Origin of the sequence: Paenibacillus sp. 2TAB23, assembly GCF_052115165.1 — a bacterium.
Taxonomy (GTDB): Bacteria; Bacillota; Bacilli; order Paenibacillales; family Paenibacillaceae; genus Pristimantibacillus.
Genome location: NZ_JBFRGD010000012.1, coordinates 187420 through 200689, shown reverse-complemented (window position 1 = coordinate 200689; position 13270 = coordinate 187420). Strand labels below are relative to the sequence as shown.

Sequence of the window (13270 nt, the reverse complement as noted above, 5' to 3'; positions counted from 1 at the left end):
CCCCTTAACCGAGCTTAGGTATGACGATGGTAATGCAAGTACCCTCCTCGATTTCACTGCGAATGTGAATGCCGTATTCATGGCCAAAATAGAGCTTAATCCGCTCGTTCACGTTGCGAATGCCTATTCCTTGATGGCGGGAATCCTCCTCCTGATTGATGAGGAGCKTTCCAAGCTGCTCTTGCGACATGCCACGGCCATTATCCTCGACCTCGAATATGATATGCTCGCCCGATTGCCTTCCCCGTATCGCAATTAGTCCGTCTCCCATGCCGTACATGCTGCGAATGCCATGATAGATGGCATTCTCGATAAACGGCTGAAGCAATATTTTTAGCGTCTTATAGCCGAGAATAGATTCTTCCATATCGATGATATAATTCAGCTCATCGTTGTAACGCATTTTCTGAATCAGCAAATAGTTGGTAATATGCTCAATCTCCACACGGATCGGCACAAGCTCTTGGTCCTTCGTAATGCTGGCACGGAACAGCTTCGCAAGCGCGGACGTCATCAGCACGACCTCCTCATGCTGCTTCTGCTCGGCCATCCAGACAATCGAATCGAGCGTATTGTACAGAAAATGCGGGTTGATCTGCGATTGAAGCAGCAGCAGCTCGCTCTTTCGCTTGTTCTCCTGGTTCTGGATCGTCTCTTCCATCAGAAACTTCGTTCGACTGACCATTAAATTGAACGACCGGCCAAGCTGGCCAATCTCATTCATCTGCCCGATCTCCGTCTGAATGTCGAAATTCCCTTTTTCCACCTGCTTCATATCCGACTGAAGCACTTTGATCGGCTTCGACAGCCGGTGCGAGAGACCAATCGAGATCAGCAGGGATATGGCTAAGCCAAACAGCGAATAAAAAATAATCGAATTTCGCAAGTCATCCTTGCTTGCAATAAGATCGTCCGTATAGGCGACACCGGCGATGCGCCAGCCAAAGTTAGTATCCTGGACCGAGTAAATCCGTTTGCCGTCGCCTTCGTTAACGACAAAGGATCCGCCGCTCGATGCTTGCAGCACCTCGGGAATGCGCTCCGAGCGCAGCTTGCTGTCAATAAGCTGCTGCTGCGGGTGATACACGATATTTCCTTTCTCGTCGACTATGAACAGATAACCCTTTTTGCCGAGGTTGATTCTGTTGCAAATGTCGTTGATCACGCTTAGGTTAAGATCGACAAGGAGAACGCCCTCGGCCGTTATGCCGTCGGTGTTCTTAAGCTCGCGGCTGAGGGATACGACCCAGCGGTATTCGTTCTCGATCAAGTTTTGTACATGCGGCGAGGAAACAACCGATTGCCCGCCTGCCGCCTTCGCCAACTGGTACCAGCCCTGGTCCTCGAGCTTCGTGTTCGGGTTAAGCGCTGTAATCCTCCGGTCAGATACGAAACGGCCATTGTAGCCAAATACCATGATGGAGGCTATGTCATTGCGCGTATAAAGAATCGCCTGGAACAGGTCCGAAATACGTTTCTCGTAGGTGCGGCGATTCTCGGAGCTAATGAAGCTGTTGTCGGATATGTAATATTTCACGTCCTTGTTTGTCAGGGCCAGCAGCGAAATATTCTCCATATTATCGACGTAGGATTGAATGTTTAAGTTAACCTGCTTTATGATTTCCTCGATGTAGCCCTTCGAATTGCGCTCGACGGCTGCTACCGATATCTGGTAGCTGACTAAGCTTGTCAGCACAATGGCCGCCAGAATGAGCAAAGAAAACGCTAATGAGATGTTGGATTGAATGCTTTTGAGGGGGAATAAAGGAAAGAAACGTTCTTTGAGCATGCTAGGCTCCGCTCCCCTTCACTTGTTTGTCCCGATAATCCTTGGGCGTGATGCCCGTATGCTTCTTGAATAAAATACTGAAATAGTTCGGGTCCTTGTAGCCGACTTGCTCGGCAATTTCGTAGAGCTTCATCGTCGTGTTATGCAGCAGCTCCTTGGCCTTGGCTACGCGTACGCCTGTCAAATATTCAATAAAGGTTTCTCCAGTATGCTGCTTGAATACAAGGCTGAAATAGCTTGAACTCATCAGGACATGACGACAAAGATCCTGAAGTGACATTTTTTCGTTCGCATAATGACTATCGATGTATTCCACCGCCCGATGAATCTGCTGATTGGTTAAATAATTGCGGTTTTCGGAGAGGGTGGCGATAACCGAGCCCACGACTTCCTTCAGCCATGCTTCCATTTCATCCAACGTCTTGAATTTATACACATGCATTAAATTTATCCGCTGCTCCAGAGGGGGATCCAGCTCGTGGATAGCCAGCTCCTGGACCGAGTTCATTAGTGACAGCACGACCTTCTGCATTTGCAGCAAACAGGACTCTACGGGAACCAATGACCTTTTCAGCTCGGCTACCCCTGCTTCGATCAGCGTATAAGCCTCTTTAGCCGCTCCCGTCTTTACCGCCGAGGCAAGCTTTCGGTCCAAGTCAAAGCTAAGCGGCAGCCCATTAGAGGGCTGGCCCTCCATATCCATAATGCTAAGCACCCTGTTTTTCCCAAACAGAAACCGGTAGTCCAGCACGGACAATGCGCTTTTATAAGAGAATGGCAGCTGCCCAGCGCTCGTGCAAGCCCTGCCGATTCCAACCGTGACCGTGAATTTCAAATATTTCTCCACCTGATAACGAACTTCCTCCGCAAGCGAGAATACCTGCTCATACAGCAAGCTCTCACTCTGCTCGCCGAAAACGATTGCAACCATCCGCTCCTCGCGAGTCCGGAAAGTGAGCACGTGGTCTCCCGCAAGCGTCTCCCTCAAAATATCATAAGCCGCAAATCGCAAAATCTCAGCATCATGCTCATAGGAAGTAAGCTCACGCTCGCCGAAATCATCAATATCAACGACCATGACCAAAAATAAAGGAGAAAGCGGCCGCAAATTGAAATAGGCGAAGCGCTCCGCAATCTCCGCTTCACCTAAGCCGACAGCGACCAATCGCTCCAAAAAACGCTCCTTAAGCAGCGGCAGGCTCTGCTCCAGCTGACTGGTCAGCCTGCTCAGATCCTCGCGGCGCTGCTTCTCTTCATCCATCTCCGCCCGAATGCGATCGAGCAGATTGCGAATTTCCTGCGCCGTAATCGGCTTTAGGATAAAGTCGGATATTTTCAGCCGAATCGCCTGCTGGGCATATTCGAATTCATCGAAGCCCGTTAATATAATCATTTTGATATACGGAAACCGGGATGATATTAATCCCGCCAATTCAAGCCCATCCATGAAAGGCATGCTGATATCGGAAATGACCAGCTCCGGCCGGTCCAGCTCCACCGCATCCCAAGCTTCCCTGCCGTTGGCATAGTCGCCGATTAGCTCGAAGCCATGCTCATTCCAATTAATCGTATTTTTTAACCCAATCCGGACTACTGCTTCATCATCGACAATAATTACTTTGTACATCAAAGCCTCTCCAGTCTGTTGGCATTGCGTATCACACCGTACAATATACACCAATTATGCATGAGAAGGGAGCTGCTTACAATTCATTCATAAACGCACACATAAAAAAAACGACCTGCAGAGGCCGATATTTTGGCGCTTATATGAAATTGGCTGACTTGAAAGCCTTTATGATGCTTTCTGCCTTAGAAGTATCCAGCACAGCAAATATGATTTCATCAAAATGCGTATCATACCCCTCATCCATAAGCAGCTCTTTCCACCATCGGGCAACGTTAGCGGGGTCATTGCGGAATACGCCACAGCCGTATGCCCCGAGAACGACAGTTTGATCTCCTTTTGCCGCTAGGATAGTTAGCGCTAAACGCATGCGATCCTTCATCGTTTTTTGCGCTTGCTTGCTGTCCTCTCCCTTTAGAATGACCTGTCCGTAATTGACAGCGGGCAGCGTAAGCACCGAAGCGGTAACCGGCTTCTCCAGCAAGTTGAAACGCTCATCACGGAAAAAGACCACGTCAGGCGAGTAAATCGCATAATCGGTGTACATCATGGAGCTGAAAGCACGGTTGGCTAAGTAATAGCCTTCATGGCAGAGCTGTGTGGCGTACAAACCGCTGGATGCGGCGAGGCTTTCCTCCTGTGCCATGGCTCCATTAAGGAATCCGCCGCCGGGATTTTTGGCGCTTGCAAAATTGAGTACGCCAATCTTGCTTTTCCTCGCCTCATTCAGCTGCAAAATGGCTTGAACCGTAGCTATGTTCGCGACCGTCTTTTTCGCTTGCGGCGCATCCGGCCTTGAATGATAATTTGTTGCTAGTTTTTTTCCTTCTTCAGGCGTAATGAGTACGCTCTTTTCCTCTGAAGCTTTTTGCTGCTCCGCGAATGCAATCCGCTTTCCTTCACGCATATAAAAGCCTTGCTGCATGATATGAAGCGATTCCTGTGCTATTTTCTTACGATCCATCTAACTTCTCCTCTTTCTCAAGCCGCTCATTGCGCACTTCGGTTAGAGCAAAGCCCAGCAGGTTTGTGCCGCGCCATTGCATTGGATTGAGCGCATGAGGGTCGCTCTTCTCCATGCCGATTCCCCAAATCCGGTCAAACGGACTGGCTTCAACCAGAATACGGTTTCCCGTTTGCTGCAGAACGTCCCACAGCTCCGGGTTCTGCTCAAATTTGGCTGCGTTGCCGCGTTTAACGATGTCATAGCTGCGCTGCTCCCATAGATGGCTATCAAAGTTTTTAACAGCCCGGCCGTAGGCTTTAATCGCTTTGGGCTTATTGGTTTGCATGATTTTCTCCAGCATATTCTCGTCTTGGAATAAACGGGCTTTCTCCGCCATCATATATTGTTCGGTACTGGAATAACGAGTGCCTTCGATTTGAAAAGAGCACAGCCACCATTGGCTAAAGCAGCTATGATCGATTTTTCCTTCTGCAGGCGGTGTATGACCCCAGAAGAATAAGAAGCTCATGTTTTTTCCCGTACGGTACTCCTTTTGTAATAGCTCCAAATGATTTTTCATTGGTTTCTCCTTTCCGGTTTGAAACGCTCCGTTTCAATAAAGATGACTTACGGGGATTCATATTTCATTTAATGAGGCAGCCTCTACACGATACGTTAATATCGTTGTAATATTATCAATATGATAATATTAAAATATATCATTTGGTTCCTTATGTCAAATGCTTTTTTAGCCACTGGAATCTGCAAAAGGAACAACCACAGCCCTCTTTTAACAGCTGCGGTTTATCACGTAGGGACAACTAACTCATTTTTTAGCTAACTCAGTTCCCGCCTTTTCCATATCATAGAGTTGCAAAAGAACCTTTAACTCCACTTTCACAGTGTGTTAAAGGTCCTTCTATTCTTGTCATGGAATTGCCCTACTCTGGGTACCCTTTTTGGGACAACCTTTTTTACGAATATCAGCTTTATTTTATAGCGGTTATGTTCACGAATTGCGTCGGTTACTTTCCTTTTCCTGCTTCATTTACTATCCTTTGTCCCCGTTATTTACTTTCCTTTTTATAAGCGCCTATCAGCTATCCAGCAATCCAACCAACAGACGGACCACTCTTACCTCTCCATTCCCGCCCGACAGCCTGATCGTGTTGCGATCCCCCTGTTCCAAAGGAACCGTAATTCTCGCTTCACCACTAAATTCGGACAAGCTGCCTGTCGAAAGCGCATTAAGCAAGGAATAATCGCTTCCGTTTACCGTCAAATGCAGCTTCGCTAATCGATCCTCCGTTGCATATTGGATAAGAAGCGCTGCTCGGCCACCCTCTTCGCCTGCAATATGTTCAAACTCGCAATATGAGCCTGCATTCTGCAAGCCGCTGACGAAACGATTTCCTTGTTCATCCACTTCAAGGCTCGCACCTCCGCCCGTGCTGCACGCTGCTGCCTCATAAATTTGAAAATCCAACGTTTCGCTTGGCGCATCGCCTGCTGGCAGCACGCCCTCTTTTGTCTGAACAACGGTCTGAATCGTACCGTCCTCATTAAAATGAAGATAATCGATGCACACGCTTCTTAAATTTCCTTCGCCCGAAATCTCTTGATTATGGTAGAACAAATACCATTGGCCTTTAAATTCGGCTACGGAGCCATGGGTAGTGGAGCAGCCGGTCGGCTCAAGGAAAATACCACGGTACGTCCAAGGACCGAGCGGCTTGTCGCTAGTCGCGTATCTCATCCGGTTGTTTCCTTCTAGGTTATCCGCGTAAGTGAGGTAGTACAGCCCCTCGCGTTTGAACACCCAAGCCGCTTCGTGGAAATCCTCCAGCCCTTCCATTTCCAGCATGCCGCCCTTAATTGACAGCATATCGTCGTTCAACTCGCCGCCCTCGCATCTGCTGCCGCCGCCATAATACATATACGCCCGATTATCCTCATCAACCAGCACGCAAGGATCAATTAATGCAAATCCGCCTAGTCCAGGAACATAGCCTTGATCAACAAAACCGCTTGCCGGTTTTTTGCTCGTCGCAACACCGATTTTCCATGTATCGTTCCATGCCGAGCCGCTTGGATGCGGATAATAGAAATAATAGGTCCCGTTCTTATACGCACAATCCGGCGCCCACATAAAGCCGCCCTCCGGCCGGCCCCAGGATACATCTTCCGAGCGCAGAATCTCCCCTTCATCCTGCCAATTCACCATGTCAGCCGATGAGAATACATGGTACCTGTCCATGAGATCGCAGCCTCTTGCCGGGTCCATGTCATGGGAAGCATAGATATATACGCGGCCATCCTCCCACACATGCGCGGACGGATCAGCCGTATATATCGTGTTGATAATCGGATTGCGTGAAGAAAGCTTATCGGCTTGCCTGTCTTTCCTATTCATAATGGTTATCCTCCCATATATCATGCGAATGAAGTGAAGCTTTCTCCAGCATAACCCGCACCGCATCCTTGCTGCCATGAGGCAATCGTAAACAATATAGGGGGTTTATAAATTTAAAAAGCCTGCTCCGTTATATCCATAACGGAGCAAGCTGCTTGACTGCTTAGTCATTAAAGCACATATTCGAATTTGACCGCGTCAGCTATGACAAAACCGTTTGCTTCAGTCTCGTTACATGCCGCGAGACGGGGCGGTTACCAATATAACCGCCACTCCGTCATTACCCTAGCCAGCGCCTCCACGTAAAAATAATCACCCCAAATGGTGCATTCATCCACTCCCATTCCTCTTGGCTTGTTGTAAACGGCATGCTGTAATATCCCATTCGATGCCGAATCGCCTTTTGTCGTGTAGTTTTTAGAAAGCGAGCTCAGCATGGTTAAAGCCGCTTGCTCATATCGCTGCCTATCCGGATCACCCTTTGGCAAATGCTTCACCAGCTCCAGCAGCCCGCATACGGCGATGGCCGCTGCCGAGCTGTCCTTCTCCTGCTCTGTTCCTTCGGTAAAGATCAGATCCCAATAAACAATCCCATCCTCTGGCAGCCTGGTTAGAAAATAATCGGCAAGCGACTTCGACAGCCCAAGCAGCGCTTCATCCCTTGTGTAGGCATAGCTAAGCATAAAACCATAAATGCCCCATGCCTGCCCTCTCGCCCAGCAGGAATCATCGGCATAACCCTGATGGGTATTGCCGTATTTCGGCTCCCCCGTCTCCACGTCCATATAATAGGTATGATAAGTCGAGAAATCCGGCCGCACGAGAAAAACAGCAGACTGCTTCACATGGGAGCGTGCCATTGCCGCATATTGGCCATTCCCTGTTTCTTCCGAAGCCCAGTACAGCAGCGGCAGGTTCATCAGGCAATCAATAATCATTCTGCCGCATTGCTCCGGATCATTCAGATCGCCCCAAGCCTGAATGATGCCCGCCTTCGCGAAATACCGCTCCGCCAGCAGGTCGGCAGCCAGCAGCGCCGCTGCCCTAGCCTCCTCATTGCCTGTAATCCGATATTCCGCAACAGCGGATAAGCTGTAGAGAAAGCCGAGATCATGCGTATCAACCGCAATACGCTCTCTGGCCCGTTTCTTAAAGCTCGGCAGCTGGCGCTCTGCCGCGTTACGGTATTGTTCTCCCCCCGTCAGCTCATAAGCCAGCCAGAGCTGGCCGGTCCAGAAGCTGGCGGTCCAGTCTTCGTTCACGATGCCGGCATATACTAAGCCCTCGCTGGCGGGGGATGGGAAAAGCTCCGTAAACGTTGAAAGATTATGATGAATACGTTCAAGCGCAAACTGGACAGCTTGCCCATAACCGCCGTAATTCGTCATCGTATTTGTCTGCATGCCTTACACTCCCTCTGCCCGCTTCGCAAGCGTCAGCTCGATTCTTACAGGCTTGCCCGGCAATTGAAACCTAAGAAAGGCCAATCTTTCTTTAATGAGCTGCACCTGAACCCCATCCGAGCATGATTGAAGCTCATAGCCGCTCAAGTCGTCCCAGTAGGTCAGTCCGAACGGCATCGGATTCCAATAGCCAATATCGAAGGCCATATGGATGAGATCCGTTGTTTTCTCATATTCCTTCACGAATACCTGAGGAAGCGGCTCATTAAATTCCTCATTCATGTTGCCTTTTCCGATGTAATTCCGAAGCCTATGGGGTCTGCATTCACCTTGTACGAACGACAATTGGCATTCATGGTCGTAATAGAGGAAGGTCGTCGGCCAAGGCCCCTCTCCCGTTCCGCCCAGCGTAATTGTATACTCATTAACCTCGGGACGAATAAGCGTATCCCGAGTAAGCATGGATACCGGCGCCGTAATTTCGTTTTGCTCATGGTAGAGCTCTATGGCGTTAGGCAATGTCGTCAGCGTAATGGGAAATTCCGTAATATAAGCGAAGAAGAGATCCAGCATGCCTTCGCATGCTTCCACATGGGAGGCAGGGAATACGGCAAAACGTTCGGTGAACTCCATCTCATGCGCTTCCTGCTGCTGCAGGAAATACACTTGCTCGTTATGGTCCGTATTGTCCAAATAGTCGTCAAATAGGTTTTTCCAATAGGTAATATCCTCACCTGTGCAAAGCCCCGCGCGAAGCACGTCATTCGGATCTGTCGAGTATACGCACGGGCTTCCCGAATGATAGGTTAAATTCAAGTCGCGTGCCGTCCATTCGCATGCGACGATCTTCCCTTTGCCGGAATGAGGAACCTTATATCTGCTGCTGTCCACGTACCAGGAGCCCCAAGGAATACCCTTGTGCGTAATGCCGTCCCACCAAACCTGCTCCCAGCAGTAGCCCCACATGCCTTTGAAATCAAGCTCCTCCAGCACTTCAATTAATTCGTTATAAATTTTCCCGCGCGCAGCAACCTTCGTTTTTGCCCATGGGAAAGCTTCTTCCACGATGCGCCAATCGCTCTCCAGTTTGTTCTTCAGCTTCTCCTTAGACATCCCGGTATCCTCGATGAAGAATGGGCACTGAAGGATGACATCATCGCCGTACTGGTCATGCCACTCTTGAATACGGTCCTTCAGCACAGGAACCGAGCCTCCATTAACAATCCAGGTCACGGGAATCCCGTATTTGTGGGCAATTTCAGCTGTTCGTTCGACGCCCTCTACAGCTGTCCCTTGCCCCCATGGGGCGTCATAATGCGATGCGTAGCTGACAAACGTATAAATTAACTTCTCCGGTCTCAAGGAAGCGTCCCCCTAATCGTATGTTTTCATTTTTAGTAAACAAAGAGCCCCCATCGGAGACTCTTTGGCTATCTCTTCGCATTTGTCTATTTCTTGTTCTCGGCCCACCAAACGTCAATTTGCGATTGCAGCTCGGCTTGAACCTTCTCAAGTCCAGCCGTTTTCAGCTTTTTGTTTCTCTCCTCCAGCAGCTTGGATGGATCTTTCACCGCTCCCGTGAAGATCGATTTGTATTCCGTCACGACAGCCGTAATTTGCGTAATCTCGTTTTTCACTTTCGCGTCATCGAATACGAAGCCCATAAGCGGGAAGCGAGTCGCTTCGTTGTTGAACTTCTCCCAATTGATATAAAGGTCATCCGGCTGTCCTGGCTTCAAATAGTTAATCATTTGATTGCCGACTACCCAGAATAGAGCTGTCTTGCCATAACCCGAATCCGCAATGGGTTCGATGCGGTTATCGCCGACCTTTTTGTAATGCTTGCCTTCGATGCCATTAACGAACAAGTTGACCACGTACGGATCGGTATGCAAATAGTTCAATACCATCATCGCCCGATCCGGATCTTTGGACGTTCTGGAGATCGCAAACATGGAGCCCGCAGCCAGATCCGTCGTTACGATCGGCTCCTCTACGACATGGGATACATATTCATACTGGTTGTTGTCAGCTATCTGCGCTTCAATATCCGCGCCTGGCTTCCAAGTCGCCGATTGCATCCAAATCTTTCCTTGCTTTCTCAGCTCGCCAATATCCGTTGTGCTCGTGCCGGCATCCGAATTGATATAGCCTTTTTCATAGAAAGAACGGAACATTTCGATTTCGTTTTTGTTAAGCTCTACAACTTCAGGGTCAAGCACGGACTTCACCTTCATATCCAATGCTTTGTAATCAATCAGGAACATCGGTGTTTTAGCTGGAGTAGGTCCGATTGGACGAAGGTTCGAGTTCGTTTCATACATCATAAAACCGCCGCCGAAGTTGCCAGATCCACCCGCTACATACTGGTTAATCATTTCCGGCTCATCTTTTTTCATTTTTTCATACCAAGGCTCTAAATCTTGTACCTTATTAATGGAATCAATGGGAATGCTATATTTCTCCACAATATCCTTGCGGTACGTGAATGCTTTTCCTTGCGTAATCTCCTTGTTCGTCGGAACCGCATACAGCTTGCCTTTCAGGCGCGGCGCTTCCAAGTAGAGCGGGTTAATCCTCTCTTTAATGCCTTGGCCATGCTTCTCCAGCAGCTCATCGAGCTCTAGATAAGCGCCCTTGGATGCGTTGCCGAAGAAATTGAGCCACGAAGCCGAGAATACGAGGTCCATCTTCTCGCCCGTATTCATCATCAGCTCCGTACGGTTCTTATAATCGCTTGAAGCGATAGGCTGAAGAGATACCGTCGCATTGATCTTCTCTTTGAAAAATTCGTTCAGCTTCTCCTCGATCAGAGCATCATCCTCTTGCGGCGTTCCGAAGTACACGATGGATACCTCGTAGGGCTCAAGCTTCGGCTCTTCTGCCGGCGCATTCGTCGCTTTATCCGGCTCTGGCGACTTTTCCCCGTTAGTTTCGGCAGCTGCGTTGGTCGGCTTTTCACTGTTCCCTCCGCCTGAACACGCTTGCAAGAATACGGATAATACCATTACCAAGGCAAGCAGCATGATGAATGTCTTTTTCTGTTTCATTTCATTTAACCCTCCCAGAACTGATTTATAATAGCTCGCCCTTGGCGTGATAACCTCAGGCCGTTACTACCGTACCGTAATGCTTCAGCCTTTAACGGCGCCTACCGTCAAGCCTTTTACGAAATACTTTTGAAAGAACGGATAAACGAGCAGGATTGGGCCCATGCCGACGACAGCCATTGCCATCTGCAGCGACTCATTGGGCAAATCCTTCATCAGCTGCGGATTCTGCGCTGCCAGCTGGACGTTGGACCGCATAAACTGGACATCGTTGAGCACACGCATCATCAAATATTGCAGCGGGTATTTCTCTTCCGTCCGAATAAATAGGAGAGCATTAAACCAATCGTTCCAATACACGATCGTACTGAGCAGAGCCATCGTCGCCATAACGGGAAGAGAGAGCGGAATAACGATCCGTATAAAGATTAAGAGTTCTCCGCCCCCGTCAATTCTGGCCGATTCGATTAACGCAGGATGGATCGTCGTCTGAAAGAATGTCCGCATGATGATGACGTTAAACGGAATAATGAGCAGCGGCAATATTAAGGCGGCATACGAATCCAGCAGTCCGATCGTTTGCGTGAATACGATGTATTTGCTTACTATGCCCCCGTTGAACAGCATCGTGAAGAAAAGAAAGAAAGTAAATACTCCGCGAAACGGATAATCTGATCTGGAGATTGGATACGCATAAAGAGCCATAAATATGACGCTAAGTATCGTCCCAACGACCGTAACACCGATGCTGACGCCATATGCGCCAAAGATCGTGGAGTAATCCTTAAACAAGCTTTCGTATGCGATCCATGATAATTTCTCCGGCAAGAAGCTGTAGCCTCTATTCAGCAAGGAATCATTGTGGGTAACGGATACGATAATGACCAGAATGACGGGTAGTACGCACGCCAAGGATAAGAGAATGAAGCCGATGTTCAATACGATATTGGTCAGCGGCGAAATTTCATTTTCCCTGCGGCTTGTTTGCGAGCTCATCGTTATCACCTCTGCTTCTGCCTTAGAAAAGGGCCTGATCTTTATTGATTTTGCGTACCGCCGAGTTAGTCAATATGACCATAATGAAACCTAGAACAGATTGCACCAACGCCGCAGCCGAAGACATTCCAATGTCATTAAGCTCCATCAATACACGATACACGTACGTGTCAACGGTATCGGTGACCGGGTACAGCGCCCCCGAATCCATCGGCACTTGGAAGAACAAGCCAAAGTCCGAGTTAAAAACATGTCCCATAGACAAAATCGTCATAATAATGATAATGGGCTGGATGGATGGCAGCGTAATATGAAAGATTTGACGCCATTTCGAGGCTCCGTCTATAACCGCCGCTTCATAGTATTCCGGGTCGATACCCGCAATGGCCGCAATGTAGATAACCGCCCCAATACCGACACCCTTCCAAGCATTAACCAAGGTCAGAATATACGGCCAGAAGGCTTGCTCCGAATACCAGAATACGGGGTCTTTGCCGAACCATTCAAGAATGGACGTATTCAGAAAGCCCTTATCCGGATTCAAGAAGGCATAGGCCAGATAGCTGATGACGACCATCGATAGGAAGTAAGGCATGATGAGAAAGGTTTGATAGCCCTTCGCCAGCAGCTTGCCGCGAAGCTCGTTAATGGCAACGGCAATGGCTACCGATAAGCCTAGATTGATAACCATGAATACCAGGCTGTACAGCACGGTGTTTCTCGCAATGCGCCATAACGATCCGGATGAGAACAAGAATGTGAAATTATCAAAGCCTACCCACGGGCTTCTCCATATGCCATCGATGTAATTGATATTTTTGAATGCAATGAACACCCCGAACATAGGCAGATAGTTATTCAGAATAAGCACGATGAGAGTAGGCAGCATCATCATCGTCAAATATCGGTACTTCCATAGCAAGTGGAAAAACAAGGCCATGCCCGTTTTCGAATGGCTCTTCAAGCCCGTGCTCTGGACTGCTGTTTTTGCTCTCAATATGTCAACCTCCCTTCTGTTGACTTTAGTATAGAATGGCCGCCCCCTA

10 protein-coding genes are annotated in these 13270 nt (G+C 48.7%); all 10 read right to left on the bottom strand.

What is annotated here, in order from left to right; translation table 11 throughout:
• Nucleotides 1-4: 4 nt before the first annotated feature.
• The 10 genes from AB4Z29_RS18540 to AB4Z29_RS18495 all read right to left on the bottom strand — a co-directional run bounded on the left by AB4Z29_RS18540 (nt 5) and on the right by AB4Z29_RS18495 (nt 13221).
• The gene (locus AB4Z29_RS18540) at nt 5-1789 is read right to left on the bottom strand and encodes a cache domain-containing sensor histidine kinase (RefSeq protein ID WP_441944499.1); all 1785 of its coding nucleotides are present in this window, start codon (nt 1787-1789) and stop codon (nt 5-7) included.
• Between the two features lies 1 nt (nt 1790).
• Nucleotides 1791-3416, bottom strand: a complete 1626-nt coding sequence (locus AB4Z29_RS18535) for a response regulator (RefSeq protein ID WP_441944498.1) — start codon at nt 3414-3416, stop codon at nt 1791-1793.
• A 139-nt stretch (nt 3417-3555) separates the two neighbouring features.
• Nucleotides 3556-4380 carry a TIGR02452 family protein gene (locus AB4Z29_RS18530; protein WP_441944497.1) on the bottom strand — a complete coding sequence of 275 codons (825 nt, stop codon included), beginning with the start codon at nt 4378-4380 and terminating at the stop codon, nt 3556-3558.
• On the bottom strand, nt 4370-4942 hold the full coding sequence (locus tag AB4Z29_RS18525; RefSeq protein ID WP_441944496.1) for an NADAR family protein: 573 nt from the start codon (nt 4940-4942) through the stop codon (nt 4370-4372). The genes AB4Z29_RS18530 and AB4Z29_RS18525 overlap by 11 nt, the downstream gene beginning before the upstream one ends.
• 516 nt (nt 4943-5458) lie before the next feature.
• Nucleotides 5459-6775, bottom strand: coding sequence for a family 43 glycosylhydrolase (locus tag AB4Z29_RS18520; protein ID WP_441944495.1), 1317 nt, complete (start codon nt 6773-6775; stop codon nt 5459-5461).
• 254 nt (nt 6776-7029) lie between these two features.
• Nucleotides 7030-8178 carry a glycoside hydrolase family 88 protein gene (locus tag AB4Z29_RS18515; RefSeq protein WP_441944494.1) on the bottom strand — a complete coding sequence of 383 codons (1149 nt, stop codon included), beginning with the start codon at nt 8176-8178 and terminating at the stop codon, nt 7030-7032.
• Between the two features lie 3 nt (nt 8179-8181).
• Nucleotides 8182-9540 (bottom strand): hypothetical protein, encoded by a 1359-nt coding sequence (locus AB4Z29_RS18510; RefSeq protein ID WP_441944493.1) that lies wholly within the window; start codon nt 9538-9540, stop codon nt 8182-8184.
• An 86-nt stretch (nt 9541-9626) separates the two neighbouring features.
• The gene (locus tag AB4Z29_RS18505) at nt 9627-11228 is read right to left on the bottom strand and encodes an ABC transporter substrate-binding protein (protein ID WP_441944492.1); all 1602 of its coding nucleotides are present in this window, start codon (nt 11226-11228) and stop codon (nt 9627-9629) included.
• A gap of 84 nt (nt 11229-11312) precedes the next feature.
• Nucleotides 11313-12224 carry a carbohydrate ABC transporter permease gene (locus tag AB4Z29_RS18500; RefSeq protein ID WP_441944491.1) on the bottom strand — a complete coding sequence of 304 codons (912 nt, stop codon included), beginning with the start codon at nt 12222-12224 and terminating at the stop codon, nt 11313-11315.
• A gap of 22 nt (nt 12225-12246) precedes the next feature.
• Complete coding sequence (locus AB4Z29_RS18495; protein ID WP_441944490.1) at nt 12247-13221, bottom strand: ABC transporter permease; 975 nt, start codon at nt 13219-13221, stop codon at nt 12247-12249.
• Nucleotides 13222-13270 lie beyond the last annotated feature (49 nt).